This window comes from Methylophaga sp. (assembly GCF_048266885.1).
In the GTDB taxonomy this organism is placed as follows: Bacteria; Pseudomonadota; Gammaproteobacteria; order Nitrosococcales; family Methylophagaceae; genus Methylophaga.
This window is the reverse complement of record NZ_JBLWYR010000007.1, coordinates 82,997-99,480: the sequence shown is the minus strand read 5'-3', so window position 1 is coordinate 99,480 and position 16,484 is coordinate 82,997. Positions and strand designations below refer to the sequence as shown.

17 protein-coding genes and 1 riboswitch are annotated in these 16,484 nt (G+C 44.5%); of the genes, 3 read left to right on the top strand and 14 right to left on the bottom strand.

Annotation, left to right across the window (positions count from 1 at the left end; translation table 11 throughout):
* Positions 1-50 precede the first annotated feature (50 nt).
* The 10 genes from ACN0V2_RS05100 to ACN0V2_RS05055 form a co-directional block, all read right to left on the bottom strand.
* On the bottom strand, positions 51-569 hold the full coding sequence (locus ACN0V2_RS05100) for an HPr kinase/phosphorylase (RefSeq protein ID WP_417549708.1): 519 nt from the start codon (positions 567-569) through the stop codon (positions 51-53).
* A gap of 6 nt (positions 570-575) precedes the next feature.
* On the bottom strand, positions 576-1,037 hold the full coding sequence (locus ACN0V2_RS05095) for a PTS sugar transporter subunit IIA (protein ID WP_417549707.1): 462 nt from the start codon (positions 1,035-1,037) through the stop codon (positions 576-578).
* A 15-nt stretch (positions 1,038-1,052) separates the two neighbouring features.
* Entirely contained in the window at positions 1,053-1,379 is a 327-nt protein-coding gene (gene hpf / locus ACN0V2_RS05090) for a ribosome hibernation-promoting factor, HPF/YfiA family (RefSeq protein WP_417549706.1), read from the bottom strand.
* A gap of 35 nt (positions 1,380-1,414) precedes the next feature.
* Positions 1,415-2,869, bottom strand: a complete 1,455-nt coding sequence (locus tag ACN0V2_RS05085; protein ID WP_417549705.1) for an RNA polymerase factor sigma-54 — start codon at positions 2,867-2,869, stop codon at positions 1,415-1,417.
* A gap of 87 nt (positions 2,870-2,956) precedes the next feature.
* Positions 2,957-3,946: an ABC transporter ATP-binding protein gene (locus ACN0V2_RS05080; protein ID WP_417549704.1), complete on the bottom strand. Its 990-nt coding sequence runs from the start codon at positions 3,944-3,946 to the stop codon at positions 2,957-2,959.
* The gene (locus ACN0V2_RS05075; protein WP_417549703.1) at positions 3,943-4,635 is read right to left on the bottom strand and encodes an ABC transporter permease; all 693 of its coding nucleotides are present in this window, start codon (positions 4,633-4,635) and stop codon (positions 3,943-3,945) included. Before ACN0V2_RS05075 ends, ACN0V2_RS05080 begins: the two co-directional genes overlap by 4 nt.
* A 19-nt stretch (positions 4,636-4,654) precedes the next feature.
* A complete protein-coding gene (gene metF, locus ACN0V2_RS05070; protein ID WP_417549702.1) occupies positions 4,655-5,506 on the bottom strand; it encodes a methylenetetrahydrofolate reductase [NAD(P)H] in 852 nt (283 codons plus the stop codon).
* Between the two features lie 62 nt (positions 5,507-5,568).
* On the bottom strand, positions 5,569-6,879 hold the full coding sequence (gene ahcY / locus ACN0V2_RS05065; protein ID WP_417549701.1) for an adenosylhomocysteinase: 1,311 nt from the start codon (positions 6,877-6,879) through the stop codon (positions 5,569-5,571).
* A gap of 15 nt (positions 6,880-6,894) precedes the next feature.
* Entirely contained in the window at positions 6,895-8,058 is a 1,164-nt protein-coding gene (gene metK / locus ACN0V2_RS05060) for a methionine adenosyltransferase (protein ID WP_417549700.1), read from the bottom strand.
* A 92-nt stretch (positions 8,059-8,150) separates the two neighbouring features.
* Positions 8,151-8,227: riboswitch (S-adenosyl-L-homocysteine riboswitch) on the bottom strand.
* Between the two features lie 47 nt (positions 8,228-8,274).
* Positions 8,275-8,976 (bottom strand): M48 family metallopeptidase, encoded by a 702-nt coding sequence (locus ACN0V2_RS05055; protein ID WP_417549699.1) that lies wholly within the window; start codon positions 8,974-8,976, stop codon positions 8,275-8,277.
* Positions 8,977-9,053: 77 nt separating this feature from the next.
* Between ACN0V2_RS05055 and dusA the strand changes: the two genes are divergently transcribed.
* Entirely contained in the window at positions 9,054-10,043 is a 990-nt protein-coding gene (gene dusA, locus ACN0V2_RS05050; RefSeq protein ID WP_417549698.1) for a tRNA dihydrouridine(20/20a) synthase DusA, read from the top strand.
* 221 nt (positions 10,044-10,264) lie between these two features.
* On the opposite strand, the gene ACN0V2_RS05045 is transcribed toward dusA, so the two are convergent.
* Both ACN0V2_RS05045 and ACN0V2_RS05040 read right to left on the bottom strand, forming a co-directional pair.
* Complete coding sequence (locus tag ACN0V2_RS05045; RefSeq protein ID WP_417549697.1) at positions 10,265-11,044, bottom strand: ABC transporter permease; 780 nt, start codon at positions 11,042-11,044, stop codon at positions 10,265-10,267.
* Entirely contained in the window at positions 11,041-11,967 is a 927-nt protein-coding gene (locus ACN0V2_RS05040; protein ID WP_417549731.1) for an ABC transporter ATP-binding protein, read from the bottom strand. The genes ACN0V2_RS05045 and ACN0V2_RS05040 overlap by 4 nt, the downstream gene beginning before the upstream one ends.
* Before the next feature lie 45 nt (positions 11,968-12,012).
* On the opposite strand from ACN0V2_RS05040, the gene mutH reads away from it, so the two are divergent.
* Together mutH and ACN0V2_RS05030 are read left to right on the top strand one after the other, a co-directional pair.
* Positions 12,013-12,705: a DNA mismatch repair endonuclease MutH gene (gene mutH, locus ACN0V2_RS05035; RefSeq protein ID WP_417549696.1), complete on the top strand. Its 693-nt coding sequence runs from the start codon at positions 12,013-12,015 to the stop codon at positions 12,703-12,705.
* Positions 12,706-12,751: 46 nt separating this feature from the next.
* Positions 12,752-14,071 carry a diguanylate cyclase gene (locus ACN0V2_RS05030; protein ID WP_417549695.1) on the top strand — a complete coding sequence of 440 codons (1,320 nt, stop codon included), beginning with the start codon at positions 12,752-12,754 and terminating at the stop codon, positions 14,069-14,071.
* On the opposite strand, the gene prmB is transcribed toward ACN0V2_RS05030, so the two are convergent.
* A complete protein-coding gene (gene prmB / locus ACN0V2_RS05025; RefSeq protein ID WP_417549694.1) occupies positions 14,062-14,991 on the bottom strand; it encodes a 50S ribosomal protein L3 N(5)-glutamine methyltransferase in 930 nt (309 codons plus the stop codon). The genes ACN0V2_RS05030 and prmB overlap by 10 nt on opposite strands.
* On the bottom strand, positions 14,991-16,394 hold the full coding sequence (gene leuC / locus ACN0V2_RS05020; RefSeq protein ID WP_417549693.1) for a 3-isopropylmalate dehydratase large subunit: 1,404 nt from the start codon (positions 16,392-16,394) through the stop codon (positions 14,991-14,993). Before leuC ends, prmB begins: the two co-directional genes overlap by 1 nt.
* Positions 16,395-16,484 lie beyond the last annotated feature (90 nt).

Sequence of the window (16,484 nt, the reverse complement as noted above, 5' to 3'; positions counted from 1 at the left end):
ACCGCCAATGAATGTAATGGATATGGGCCTTTTAGGCAAATATCTGTTTATTAAAACGCCAATTTCTCAAGCTGCCAAAAATGCATTTTATCTTGATTGTCTGCATGTGAGCTCTGCATTGCCAACCATGTATTGATCCGGGTCATTAATGATGCCGGATTCTGAACTGACAACGTCAGTACAGTTAATGGTTTACCAAGAATGAATTTATTATGAGAGGGGGTGCTGACGCTGGCATGCGGATGATGAACTTTTTTCAGTTCAATACACAAATCAGCATTGGCCTGGTCACGCCAGCTGTCTTTTCCACATAATGAGCGGATATCCATCAGACCTAATTCACGGGTATGTAATAAACCGGAAAGCAGTTTGGGGCATGAGGCTTTAAGCTGGTTATTATCTATGGAAAAATCTACTACATCGTCGGCAATCAATATTGCACCATGATGGATTAATTCGAGAGCTAAACTGCTTTTGCCGACAGCTGCTTCACCGAAGATGAATATGCCTTTACCCTGATAGTGAAGCATGACGCCATGTTGGCTATCGATAGCTGCTGGCAAAGACATGACAATTTATTCTTCGTCGATGGAAAGCAATAATTCAAAAATGGCTTCGGCGCTGGAAGCCTGGCGAATGCGGCTACAGATATCTTCATCACGAAATAATGTCACTAGACGTGACAGATGTTGTAAGTGATGTTCAGTATCATCCTCCGGAACCAATAAACCAAAGGCAATATCTATCGGTTTACTATCTGCTGCTTCAAATTCAACTGGGTTTTCTAACGTCAGCATGGCAGCCACGGTATGCGTGAGATCCGGGACACGGGCGTGGGGAATTGCCACGCCCTTGCCTAAGCCGGTACTGCCTAAACGTTCCCGTTCAAGCAGAACTTGAAATATTTTTTCAGCAGTCGCTGCACTGGTATTGGCTCCCAGCATACGACTGAGATTTTCAATCACCCGTTTTTTACTGGTAGCTTCATCGTGGAAACTGATGTTGTCCGCATTTACGAGCAGTGCAGCAATAAGCATGAAAAATCCCGCTCCTTAACTAGCGTTGTGTTTCTGAATCGCACCATCGGCTTGATGGTGGTTGGTAATTTTATCTTTGTGTTTGATAATTTGTCGATCTAGTTTGGCAACCAGATTTTCAATAGCGGAGTACATATTTTCCTGCTCGTCAGAAGCAAATAAGTCTGCTCCACTGGCATGCACGGTGGCTTCAGCTTTTTGCCGAAGTTTTTCAACAGATAACACTACATGCACGTTGGTCATATGATCAAAATGGCGAGTCAGTTTCTCGAATTTTTTATTAACATGATCCCGTAGGCTGTCTGTGATATCAACATGTTGTCCGCTTAGATTTAATTGCATAATGCATCACTCCTGTTGGTGGACTAAAACTGGTTTTACACCAGTCGCTTACGCTCATTTGAGGGCGCTATCGCTAGGGTTTCGCGGTACTTTGCAATCGTACGACGAGCGACATTAATGCCCTGTTCTCCAAGAATATCAGCAATTTTGCTGTCACTCAGGGGTTTTCTTGGGTTTTCTGCGGCGACCAATTTTTTGATGATCGCGCGAATAGCTGTAGCTGAACATTCCCCACCACTTTCAGTACCAACATGACTGGAGAAAAAGAACTTCAGTTCAAATATGCCGCGTGGTGTATGCAGATATTTGCGTGTGGTTACCCGAGATATGGTGGATTCGTGCATTTCCACTGTCTCGGCGATATCGGCTAACACCAGAGGTTTCATAGCTTCTTCGCCATGGTCAAGAAAGTCCCGTTGCCGTTCAACAATTGCTTGGGTGACTTTTAGCAAGGTCTCATTACGACTTTGTAAACTTTTCAGGAACCAGCGAGCTTCCTGCAGATTGTTTTTTAGATAGGTATTTTCTTCGCTGCTATCAGCCCGGTTAATTAAAGAGGCGTAATGTTCAGCGATTTGCAGTTTTGGCGCATTGTCTGGATTGAGCGATAACTGCCATCTACCATTCACTTTTATTGCGTAGACATCCGGTACGATGTATTCCGTTTTGTCAGTTTGGATACTACTGCCGGGACGCGGGTTAAGCAACTGAATTGAACGAACCAGATCGGTTAATTCATCATCACTGACTTTCAAAGCGCGTTTTATCTGAGCGTAATCACGTTTAGCCAGTGTATCCAGATGTTTATCAATCAGCTCAGTGAGCAACTCGACATGCTTTAAAGCGACAGTCGATTCATAAAGTCGCAATTGGATCAGCAGGCACTCACGAAGATCACGGGCTCCAACGCCAACCGGATCAAAGTGATGAATTCGGTGTAATACCGTTTCAATTTCATCAAGCTCTACTTCTGCGAATTCTTCACCGAGACTTTGTTGAATTTCTTCCAATGTGGTTTTGAGATAACCATCATCTTCAATAGAGTCAATGATGGTAGTGGCGATGGCTTGTTCTGTTTCAGTAAATGGGGTGAGACGCATTTGCCAAAGCAAATGTTGTTGTAGGCTATCGCTGCTTTCATCCTGATTATCGCGTTCAAAATCGCTGTCAGCAGAAGGACCTGAACTGCTCATACTCTGGGTGTTGTCGTATGTGTCTTCCCATTTGCTATCGACCGGCAGGTCTTCAGGAATGTCAGTGTTTTCTAATTCACTGATTTCACGGCTACCGTTATCTTCGTCACGACGAGCAACGCCAGGCTCATCGTAGTCATAATCTTCCTCGACTTCTAGAAGGGGATTGGTTTCAAGTGCTTCTTGAATTTCTGTCTGCAATTCTAACGACGATAATTGCAACAAACGGATTGCTTGTTGCAACTGCGGCGTCATAGACAGGCTTTGACCAATGCGTAGCTGTAATGAGGGTTTCACTTAGTTTTTTGTTTTAATGTTGTGACCATGAGTTTATGTTACCGCAATCCTCGCGCCATTGCCTATACGTGTTTCTAAAATAAAAAATCACAACACGGTTACTGCAGTTGCTTTAAAACTAATCCACACTGAATCACCCAGAGAGAGTTCTAAAGCGGACAATGCCTGATGACTGATAATGACTTCAAATTTGTCTCCACAATCAACAGTCAATCGAATCGCTTTACCAGATTCACTGATACTGATAAGTCGGCCAGGCAATTGATTGCGGGCACTGCTATCGGAATGTGTTTCAGTGCTAATGGTGATTGCTAAGGGATCAATGGCTATATGTCGTGCGGAAGGCAAACCTTCTGCTGCAAAGATTTTGAGCGCGTTGGTGTGAAATATTTCACCATCATAGTGCCCATGAAATAAATTCAGCAGTGGAGCGGAAACCAGTTTTCCTCTGACTAACTGGAGGGCGTGCGGGGTTATTGCCAGGGCTTGAAGTCGATCATGAGTTGAAAACAATACCGTACGATTCCCGCTGGAACTTAAGCCGTTGATTACATCTTCCAGCTGCTGTTGATGAAAGCTGTCGAGATTCGCAAAAGGTTCGTCCAACAACAAAATTTCTGGTTCAAATGCTAACACCCTGGCGATAGCTACACGTCGTTGTTCTCCACCGGATAAAGTGCTGGCGGATTGGTTAGCTAACCGGGTTAAATTGACGGTTTTCAATACTTGCTCTAAGCGAGATTGATGCTGTGACTTATCGACTTTTTGCAGTTTTAATGCCAGGCGAATATTGTCTGCTACGGTGCCGGGGAGCATATAAGGATGTTGATCAACCAAGCCTATTCGTTGCCGATATTGAGTTTTCGACTCCGCAATATTCTCATTAAAAACATAGATATCACCAGCCTCAGGTCGCTGTAGCAATGCCAATAGATGAAACAAAGTAGACTTGCCAGCACCATTTTCACCTAACACGGCGAGACATTCATTGGCAGGAATATTGAGCTGTTCAATATCCAGCGCTAACTGATCTCCATAGTGAACTTTGACTTTGTTAAGTTGGTAGGCGTAGTTCATGTCAATCGTCGGTTTATCCAAGACAATGCAAAGTTTAAGATAAATGCTATCAGCAGCAACACAATGCCCAGTGCCAAGGCTAATTCAAATTCACCCTTACTGGTTTCTAACGCGATGGCGGTGGTCATGGTCCGGGTATAGCCTTCAATATTGCCGCCCAGCATCATCGCGGCGCCTACTTCTCCAATTGCTCGGCCAAAGCCTGTCAGGATAGCCACTAATACCGCTAATCGAACTGCTTTTAATACTTGAAAGCATTGTTGCCATTTATTGGCACCGAGACTTTTTAAGGTCAGAATCAATCGGGGATCAGCCGCATTAACGGTTACTAAGGTCAGATTCATCATGATTGGAAAGGTCAAAATACTTTGGGCGATGATCATGGCAGATTGGGTGTAAAGCAGTCCCAACTCACCCAATGGCCCCATTCGGCTGAACAGCCCGTAAAGTAATAAGCCAATAACGACGGTGGGCATGGCCATTAAGGTATTGAGAATATGTTGTAGAGCCGCTTTCCCGGAAAATTCGGTTAAGGCGGTAAAGACTCCTGCCGGGATCGCCAGCAATGCAGCTATAAATGCTGCCGCAACCGAAATGCCGACGGATGTCTGAATGATCTCCCAGACAGTGGCATCAAATGCTATCAGCAGTTTGAGTGCTGCGACGACTGATGCACCGAAAAAATCCACGGCTAATTCAGTCCAGGCGTCAGCGAATTAATCCCAGCCGCTCACAAACGGTTAATACCGGCTCGGATTTATTCATACTGTAAAAATGCAGGCCAGGCACCTCGATTTCCATCAATTGTTCGGTGAAGTCGGTCAGAAAATCAGTGGTAAATGCCTGCATGGACGGAATGTCGTCGTAATAAGCTTCCAGTTTTTTTCGTAGCCAGCGCGGAATTTCAGCACCACAGCCGGAAGAAAAACGGGCTAGTTGTGAATAATTATTGATCGGCATAATGCCGGGAATAATCGGAATTTCAATGCCGGCCTGCATACAGCGATCTGCAAAATACAGGTAGGCATCAATATTATAAAAATACTGGGTGATAGCGCTGTCAGCGCCTGCATCAACTTTGCGTTTGAAGTTTTCAAAATCGCTGTTGGCGTCTTGTGCCTGCGGATGCACTTCCGGATAAGCGGCAACTTCGATGGTGAAATGATCGCCGGTTTCCTTGCGGATAAAATCTACCAGTTCATTGGCATAGCGAAAATCACCTGGATCGCGCATGCCGGAGGGTAAATCACCTCTTAATGCCACCACACGGGAAATATCGTTATCAATATAGGTTTGTAAAATAGTGCGAATACGTTCTTTTGATGACCCCACACAGGATAAATGCGGCGCTGCGCCAATTCCTGTTTGTTTGGCCCGTTGCTGAATCTCTACAACGGCTTCAAGCGTGTTGTCCTGAGTCGATCCTCCTGCACCAAAAGTCACTGAATAAAATTCAGGCTTTAATACGGACAATTTTTCTTGTACCAATAAAAGATTCTGTGCGCCTTTTTCCGTCTTTGGCGGAAAGAACTCGCAACTAATAATAGGTTGTTTAGCCATGATGTTTACTTCAGGGGTAAAAGAAAAAGGGCTAACTTAAAAAGTTAGCCCTACATTTAAGCTTAATAACGGTAATGTTCCGGTTTGTATGGACCATTTTGTTCAAGGCCCAAATACTTGGATTGTTCAGCATTTAATTCGGTCAGATTAGCACCGATCCGGCCTAAATGCAGTCTGGCCACTTTTTCATCCAGACGTTTAGGCAACACATAAACCTTATTCTCATAGTTGGCACTGTTATGCCATAACTCAATTTGCGCCATCACCTGATTGGTGAAAGAAGCTGACATGACAAAGCTCGGATGGCCGGTGGCACAACCCAAGTTTACCAGACGACCCTCAGCCAGCAGAATAATACGCTTACCGTCTGGGAAAATAACGTGATCTACCTGAGGTTTGATATTTTCCCACTGATATTTACGAATTGAAGCAACATCAATTTCATTATCAAAGTGACCGATGTTACAAACGATAGCTTCGTTACGCATCGCTGCCATATGATCATGATTAATGACATTGATATTACCGGTAGCAGTAACAAAGATATCGGCTTTATCAGCAACGTCATCCATGGTGACAATACGGTAACCTTCCATTGCTGCCTGCAGGGCACAAATTGGATCAATTTCGGTTACCATGACGGTGGCACCCATACCACGGAAAGCTTGAGCACAGCCTTTACCGACATCGCCGTAACCCAATACAACGCAGATTTTGCCCGCAACCATGACATCGGTTGCACGCTTAATACCGTCGAGTAACGACTCACGGCAACCATACAGATTATCGAATTTAGATTTAGTGACCGAGTCGTTAACGTTAATTGCAGGCACTTTCAAGGCACCTGCTTTCATCATTTCATACAAACGATGAACACCTGTGGTGGTTTCTTCCGACAGACCTTTTACATCGGCCAGCAATTCAGGGTAGTCCTGATGCATCATCGTGGTTAAATCGCCACCATCATCCAGGATCATATTTGGACGCCAGCCATCAGAGCCCAAAATAGTTTGACGAATACACCAGATTGCTTCTTCTTCGGTTTCACCTTTCCAAGCAAATACTGGAATGCCTTGGTCGGCAATCGCCGCCGCAGCATGATCCTGGGTTGAAAAGATATTGCATGAAGACCAGCGCACTTCAGCGCCCAGTTCTACCAGTGTTTCAATTAACACCGCAGTTTGAATGGTCATATGCAGACAACCAGCGATACGCGCACCTTTAAGCGGATATTGACCGGCATATTCTTCGCGTAATGCCATCAAACCAGGCATTTCACTTTCGGCGATTTTGATTTCTTGATGACCCCATTTCGCCAGACTGATGTCGGCAACTTTGTAATCTGGTTTTAAGTTTTCTACTGCTGATTGCATGATAAATTCCTGTAATTAGTTGATTTTTGCTGCTTCACGTAAGACGGGAGCGAGATCAGTTCGTTCCCAGCTGAAGTCAGCTTCTTCACGTCCAAAATGACCATATGCGGCAGTTTGCTGATAAATAGGACGGACTAAATCCAACATTTTGATAAGACCAACTGGGCGTAGATCAAAATGCTCGCGAACTAATGCGACAAGTTTGTCTTCAGCAATTTTGCCAGTACCAAAGGTTTCAACACTGATAGAAGTGGGTTGCGCCACACCAATCGCGTAAGAAATCTGAATTTCACAGCGATCAGCAAGCCCTGCTGCCACGATGTTTTTTGCTACATAACGACCTGCATAAGCGGCACTGCGATCCACTTTCGAAGGATCTTTACCCGAAAATGCGCCACCACCATGGCGAGCCATACCGCCATAGGTATCAACAATAATTTTACGGCCGGTCAGACCGCAATCGCCGACTGGACCACCAATAATGAATTGTCCGGTTGGATTGATATGGTATTGGGTATTTTTTGTCAGCCATTCAGCAGGGAGCGTCTGTTTGATAATCAGTTCCATTACCGCTTCTTTCAGATCAGCTTGACTGATTTCAGGATTGTGCTGGGTGGATAACACCACGGCATCAATGCCAACGGGAACGCCATTATCATAGATAAACGTGACCTGGCTTTTAGCATCAGGACGTAACCAAGATAATTCACCGCTTTTACGAACTTCGGCCTGACGTTTCACCAGGCGGTGAGCATACGTAATGGGAGCAGGCATAAGCACTTCAGTTTCATTACTGGCATAACCAAACATTAAGCCTTGATCACCCGCACCTTGGTCTTCTTCAGTTTCACGATCCACCCCCATAGCAATATCGCCAGATTGTTTACCGATAACTGACATCACACCACAGGTTTGTCCATCAAAGCCGACTTCGGAACTGTTATAACCGATGTTCGTAATGGTTTTACGAACAATATCTTCCAAATCGACCCAAGCGCTAGTCGAAATTTCTCCGGCGACGATCGCCACACCGGTTTTAATCAATGTTTCGCAGGCAACACGGGCGTGGGGATCTTTAGTCAGAATAGCATCTAACACAGCGTCGGAAATTTGGTCTGCTACTTTATCTGGATGACCTTCTGAAACGGATTCAGAGGTAAAAAGATAAGCATTACTCATAGACAACTTCCTCATTAAAATTCAAATAAGGTAATGATAGTTAAACTATGGGGAAAGTTCGGATGAAACGCCCATTACTACCAGTGACCTGTTAATAATGAACGCCGTTTGGAATGTAAAATTGAATAAGCCTAGCAGAGTGCTCTCTGTCGCAGCGTTCCTCATTCAATGAGGCATATATTAAGTCATAATGGAAAAATTACCAAGTTAAGTCGGTCACATTATAACTAGTTGATGGCCATGATTTTTCAGCCAACTTCGATGTTCGCGGTAATTCGGGTCAAATCGTTCCACTAAATCCCAAAACGCCTTGGAATGATTATGCTGTTGTAAATGACAAAGTTCATGAATGATGACGTAATCAATAATCAACTGAGAGGCCTGCACTAACTGCCAATTAAGTTGAATATCACCTCTAAGATTGCAGCTGCCCCAACGGGATTTATAACTTTTGATCTGAACCTGATTTGGCTGGAGGCCAGTTTGCTCAGCAAGCTGTTCCACTCTTTTTATCAATAACGATTCTGCCTGATGTCTGTACCATCTCGTTAACGACTGTTTTATTTGTATCGAAGTGACATGGGCCGGAGCGGTAATCACCAGTTTTTGTTGATCAAACTGGACATGCAGTCGCTGGCGCTGAGGCTCCTGAATAATAAGTAATGGATACTGTTGGCCCATAAAAGGTTGTAATTCACCCTCAATAAACTGCCTTTCAGGTGGGCGCTGCTGATACTTTTTTAATTTATCATCAATCCAATGATGTTTGCGCAGCACAAATTGTTTCGCCAACCATAAGGGCATTAATTTGGGCAGATGCACAGTGACGTTGCCATTCTGTATTTTAATGGCGATAGTCTTTCTGCGTGCGCTACGGATAACTTCAACAGAGAGATCGTTAATCTTGATGATGCTCATCGATGGGCTTAAAAATCGTATTAAATGGGCATTTTAGCGGTTGATTTGCGAAAATGTCGGATTAAACAGGCCTTATTATGACTTTGAACACAAATATTAAATTTGCCCATCGCTTATCACTGGCCCCGATGCTGGATTGGACGGATCGGGATTTCCGTTATTTATGCCGACTTATTTCAAAACATACCATGCTGTATACCGAAATGATCACTACTGGTGCTTTGCTCCACGGCGATCATCAACGTTTTTTAGCACATGATGAAATTGAATATCCAATGGCATTGCAATTGGGTGGCAGTGAACCGGCAGAATTAGCAACTTGTGCCAAGTTAGGTGCCGAGGCCGGTTATCAGGAAATTAACCTGAATGTCGGCTGCCCCAGCGATCGCGTTCAGAATGGCCGTTTTGGTGCCTGTTTAATGGCTGAACCTCAGTTGGTGGCTGAATGTGTGGTAGCGATGAAGCAGGCAACCGATATTCCAATCACCGTTAAAACTCGATTAGGGATTGATGAGCACGACGGCTATGAATTTGTCAGAGATTTTGTAGACGCAATTTATCAGGTTGAAGTCGATGCCGTGATTCTGCACGCCCGAAAAGCCTGGTTAAAAGGCTTAAGTCCAAAAGAAAATCGGGATATTCCACCGCTAGAGTACGCAAAGGTATACCAGATAAAGCAGGAGTTTCCTGAATTACATCTGGATATCAATGGCGGCATACACACGCTGGATGAAGCCAAAAACCATCTGCAACATGTCGATGGGGTGATGATGGGAAGAGCGCTTTATCACCAGCCATATATTTTGGCTGATGCGGACAAACGAATTTTTAATGATGATCGCTTAATACCGGGTCAGCATGAAATCGTTGAATTGATGCTGCCATATATCGAAATGCGTATGAAAGAAGGGAGACCCTTGAAATCAATTACCCGCCATATGCTGGGTTTATTTCAAGGCTTGCCCGGTGCACGTCGCTGGCGACGGCACTTAAGTGAGAATGCTCACTTAACTGGAGCCGGGATTGGAGTGGTTCGGGATGCGCTCAAGTTAATAGGCGGAGATTAAAAGTAACCACAGAGACACAGAGGGCACAGTGTTTTTATTATTGATGTATCCGCAGATTTATGCAGATGCTTCATGAATGATTTAACCAGTCGGTCTAAGCGAAGTTAGCCTTGAAAGGTTTTACGTTGTGTATCTCAGCATCATCCTAAAAACCATTTATTTAATCTGCGTCCATCTGCGTAATATTTATAAAACAGCGTGTCCTCTGTGGTTAATAAAAATCAATTCCTCAAGCCAGTACCTTTATGGAGCAGGTAAAGCGCATAAGCGGTCAGCGCAGTGATAAACAGCAGAATGATGGCAAAAGCAGCGACTACCGGAATATCCGAGACACCCAATAATCCGTAACGGAACGCATTGACCATATACAAAACAGGGTTTAACAACGAAACGTTTTGCCAGAATTCAGGGAGTAGAGAGATCGAATAAAACACACCACCCAGATAGGTGAGTGGGGTAAGAATAAAAGTCGGAATAATCGAGATCTCATCGAAGCTGCGCGCATAAAGGGCGTTAATAAAACCGCCCAATGCAAACATGATAGCGCTGAGAAACACCATGCAAATGGTGATGCCGATATGTTGTATGGTGAGTTTGGTAAAAAACAACGACACTAAAGTAACGATCAGTCCCACACATAATCCACGTACTACCCCCCCTACGACATAACCCGCCAGAATAATGTAGTTGGGAACAGGGGACACCATCAATTCTTCAATATGATTTTGAAATTTGGCACTAAAAAACGACGAGGCCACATTGGAGTAGGCGTTATTAATGATTGCCATCATGATGATGCCTGGCGCGATATATTCCATATAACTGAAGCCATCCATTTCACCAATCCGGGTACCAATCAAGTTACCGAAGATAATGAAATACAAGGTCATGGTAATCGCTGGTGGCAATAAGGTTTGCGCCCAGATCCGCAGAAACCGTCTGATTTCTCGGGTGACCAACGTTGAAAAGGCAATCCAATGATGTTGTCTACGATTATTCATTCAACAGACCCCGGACGTTCAACCAAGGTTAAAAATAATTCTTCCAGACGATTGACCTTGTTTTTCATACTGCCCACTTTGATTCCACGTTTGGTTAATTCACTGAACAGGTCATTCAAACCTTCCTGACGCTGCAACTCGACTTCGATGGTATGAGCATCAACCTGATGATAAGCAATACCGTTTAACAGGCTGTTATCGATCAATGGTTCCAGTAAATCCAACACAAATGTTTCTTTATCCAGACGGTTTAATAACGATTTCATATCGGTATTTTCCACAATGCGACCTTTATCGATGATGGCAATATTGCGGCACAGATTTTCTGCTTCTTCCAGATAATGCGTGGTGAGAATAATGGTGGTGCCACGTTGATTGATTTCACGTAAAAACACCCACATCGAACGGCGTAACTCAATATCTACGCCAGCGGTAGGTTCATCTAATATCAGCAGTCGGGGATTGTGCACCAGTGCTCGGGCAATCATTAGTCGTCGTTTCATACCACCGGATAATGAACGAGATGCGGTATGACGTTTTTCCCATAAGCCCAGTTGTTTCAGCAAGGCATCTGCACGAGGTTCAGCTTGCTTGGCCGGCACACCGTAATAACCGGCCTGAGTCACCAGAATATGTTTAACCTGCTCAAAACCATTAAAATTAAATTCCTGCGGCACCAAACCGATATAACTTTTCGCTAATTCGGTCTGGCTGTCTAAATCGGCATCAAAGATTTTTACCGAACCACTGGTTTTGGTAACCAGTGAGGTGAGTATGCTGATGGTTGTGGACTTTCCCGCACCATTAGGTCCTAACAAGGCAAAAAAATCCCCTTCATCTACCGTCAGATTGATGTCTTTCAGAGCTTCTAAGCCATTGCGATAGGTTTTGTTGAGTTGTTCGATGGTAAGCGCTTTCACCAGAATCGCCTTAAGCAGATTTAAACGTACTAGATTATCATGCCACCTATGTCTGATCATATTATCCCAACATTAATCCCGGTATCTCCACCTGCTTCTGAAGCGGAACTGATGCAACGCTGTCAGCAAATAGCCGGTAAAACGGTAGGTCAGCTGGCGCAGCAATGTCATATGCCTGTTCCAGCGGACCTGCGACGGCATAAAGGCTGGTTAGGCAATTTGTTGGAGCGCGTACTTGGCGCAGATGCTGGTACTCAAGCAGAACCAGATTTTGTTGCCCTCGGCATTGAGTTAAAAACGATTCCTCTGAATACTCGTGCTGAACCAAAAGAATCTACTTATGTTTGTACTGTTACTCCTAGAGCTGTGGCAGAAACTCATTGGCATACATGCTGGTTGCGTCGTAAACTGAGCAAAGTTTTGTGGTTACCCATTGAAGCTGATAATGCAATATCGTTGCAAGATCGCTATGTTGGACAGGCCATTTTGTGGCAACCTTCAAAACAGCAGGAGATGATTCTGCAACAAGATTGGGAAGAATTGATGGAAATAATGATCGCTGATGGTGCTGTTACAGCCCGATTAGGACGTTATTTACAGATAAGGCCCAAGGCAGCACATAGTCGAGTGACTAACCGCCAAATTGGTCATGATGGTGAGGTTGAATTACATCATCCATGCGGTTTTTACCTTCGTACAAGTTTTACGCAACAAATTCTGTCAGGGAAAGCTTGCTGTTAATGTTCAGCAACAGGCAGAATGCACATAAGTAAAAAGGATTGGTTTAGTGCAAAAACTCAATGCATTAGTAGTAGACGCATCTACAGAATTTAGAAATAAAGCCCGCGCGCTATTGTCGGCAGCCGGATTTGAAGTAGACATCGCTGATACGGGTTATCAAGGGCTGGAATATGCTCAGCAAACCCGATACCGATTAGTCTGTTGCAGTGACGACCTACCCGACATCGCTGGCAGTGAGTTCTGTGGTCAATTACGTGCAATCAACGGTTATGATTATGCTGCCGTGTTGATCATGACAGAGAGTGATAATTCCAGAATTCTTAAACAAGCATTATTGGCTGGCGCCACCGATATTTTTAGCAAACATGATGAATCTGAATTGGGTATTTATGTGCAACGTCTTGCCCAACGTGAAACCCGCCAATTATCTGGTAGGGTATTATTCATCGAAGACTCCCGCGTATTACAGACCATCATTATCGATTTACTGACCGACATGGGGCTGGATGTCGATGCCTATACCTTTGCAGAAGAAGCATGGGATGCGTTCAGTGGCGGCGATTATGATTTGGTTATTACCGATATCATGTTGGAAGGCAGCATGAGCGGTATTACGCTGGTGAGAAAGATCCGTCGTTTGCGTGAAGACTATGGCAATGTGCCCATCATCGCGACTTCTGGCTTTGATAATGTGTCACGCAAAATTGAGTTATTTCATCTCGGCGTCAATGATTTTGTATCTAAACCGATTGTTCGTGAAGAGCTGCGTCAACGGGTGTTTAATCACATTACCAGCTACCAAAATTTTCGGGAGTTACGGGCGCAGCAAAATTCATTATGCAGTCTGGCAATGCTGGATGAACTGACGCAATTATTTAATCGTCATGCATTACGTGAATTTGCCGGTAAATATTTAAGCGAAGCTTATCGTTTCAAGCGTGATTTAGCGATGGCCGTCATCGATCTGGACCATTTCCGAGCAATTAATGAACAGCATGGCTTTGTTCGTGGTGATAATTTATTAGCCGAACTAGGTAACTGGCTGAAACGTCATGTTCGTGATGTCGATATGATTGCCCGTTGGTCGGGCGAAGAATTTGTTTTGTTGTTACCTGGATGCGATGAGCAAGCTGCTACAACATTGATGCAGCGTATGCAGAAGCGATTAACAAGATTTAAACCCGCGAGTATCAACATTACGATAAGTGTGGGAGTAGCCAACTTACGACACGACAAACAAGATACATTGAATAGTCTTTTTGAGATGGCCGATCGTGCGATGTATCAGGCTAAAATGGCCGGGCGAAACTGTGTGAGGGTTTATCGGGCAGAGTCAGAGCTGCCCGTTAGTGAAACTCAAGAATAGGTGGCAACAAATTCAGCACATTGTTGTTGAGTCAGCATAAAGATCCCATGACCGCCTTGTTCCATATCGAGCCATAAAAAATGGGTTTCCGGCCATCTCTCATCTACAGCTAAATCACTATTGCCCACCTCAACAAATAATAGGCCATGTGGGGTTAGGAACTGCGCTGCACCAATAATGATCTGTTCAACCAATGCAAGGCCATTATCTTCAGCCTGTAGCGCATGCACGGGTTCGTGATGATATTCAGCAGGCAGGCTAGCCATTTCAATATCACCCACATAGGGCGGATTGCTAACAATCAAATCATATTGGCGCTGAGTATTCAGTTCTGCCCATAAATCTGATTTGAAGAGTGTTAACTCATCACCCAACTGATGTTTGTTTTTATTGATCTGCGCGACACTTAGTGCTTCCTGACTAATATCTACTGCATCAACTTCTGCACCTTCAAACGCCATTGCTAATGCAATTGCAATACAGGCACTGCCAGTACACATATCTAGAATACGTTCTACTGACTCGGCATCCTGCAACCAAGGGGCAAATTGGCTATCAATTAATTCCGCAAAAGGAGAACGCGGAATGAGTACACGTTCATCTACATAGAATGGCAGGCCAGCAAACCAGGCTTCATGTGTGAGATAAGGCACCGGTACACGTTCTTCAATTCGCCGTTTGACTAACTGGAGTAAAGCCTGTTTTTCAGCACTACATAGCCGGGCATCAAGAAACAGTTCCGGTAACTCTGTTACCGGAAGTTTCAGGCTGTGCAGGATAAGTTGGGTTGCTTCATTAAACGCATCGTTATTACCGTGGCCAAAAAATAACCTCGCTTCTTCAAACCGTGAGGTAGTCCAACGCAGAAAATCACGTAAGGTGCTGAGTTCTGCCTCAGCAGCTTGATAATTTGTTGCCATTAATGAGCAGTGATATCAACAAAATGACCGGCAATTGCGGCAGCAGCTGCCATTGCAGGACTGACTAAGTGGGTACGTCCACCTTGACCTTGACGACCTTCAAAATTACGGTTCGAAGTCGATGCACAATGCTCGCCGGCTTCCAGGCGATCGGCATTCATCGCCAAGCACATGGAGCAACCTGGATCGCGCCATTCAAATCCGGCTTCAACAAAAATCTTGTCCAAGCCTTCCAACTCAGCTTGTTGTTTCACTAAACCCGAGCCCGGAACCACCATCGCTTGTTTGACTGAAGAGGCTACTTTACCGCCTTTAATTGCTGCTGCGGCTTCCCGTAAATCTTCAATACGTGAGTTGGTACACGAACCTATAAAAACTCTGTCTAAGCGAATTTCTTGAATGGGCTGATTTGCATTTAAGCCCATGTATTTCAATGCTTTGAGCATGCCATTACGTTTTACGGCATCCACTTCTGCACTTGGGTCAGGAATATTTGCATCTACAGGCACTACCATTTCAGGCGAAGTGCCCCAGGTGACTTGGGGCTTAATTTGGCTAGCATCAAGCGTCACTACATTATCGAAATGCGCATCTGCATCACTATGCAATTCTTTCCATGAAGCGACTGCCTTATCCCAGTTTTCACCTTTCGGTGCAAAAGGTCGATCTTTGAGATAATTGATAGTGGTGTCGTCAACAGCAATCATGCCTGCGCGGGCGCCAGCTTCGATCGTCATATTACAAACGGTCATCCGTCCTTCCATGGACAAATCCTGAATAGCTTCTCCGGCGAATTCAATGGCATAACCAGTACCACCAGCCGTGCCAATTTCACCAATAATGGCCAAGACAATGTCTTTTGCAGTGATTCCCGGATTGACGTGACCTTCTACTTTCACCAGCATATTTTTGGATTTACGCTGAATCAGGCATTGCGTTGCCATGACGTGCTCAACTTCGGATGTGCCAATACCAAACGCTAAAGCGCCAAAAGCGCCATGAGTTGAGGTATGAGAGTCACCACATACGACAGTCATACCTGGAAGGGTAGCGCCTTGTTCAGGACCCACAACATGCACAATGCCCTGACGTAAATCATTGAGGCCAAATTCAGTAATACCAAATTGCGCGCAATTTTGATCCAGCGTTTCGACTTGTAACCGTGAGATGGGATCGGCGATACCTAGTTCACGATGATTGGTCGGCACATTATGATCCGGTGTTGCCAGGATCGAATTAAGTCGATAAGGAATACGTCCCGCCAAGCGTAAACCTTCAAATGCTTGAGGGGAAGTGACTTCGTGAACCAGATGACGATCAATATAAATTAACGCAGTACCATCCTGTTCACTGCGAACAACGTGTTGATCCCATAATTTGTCGTAAAGTGTTTTGGCGGACATAAATCTCAAAACCGGTTTAATTTAAATAGCCAATCATTATACGTTTTGAGATACAAGAACGACAGACATAAAAAAACGGGCAACCCGAAG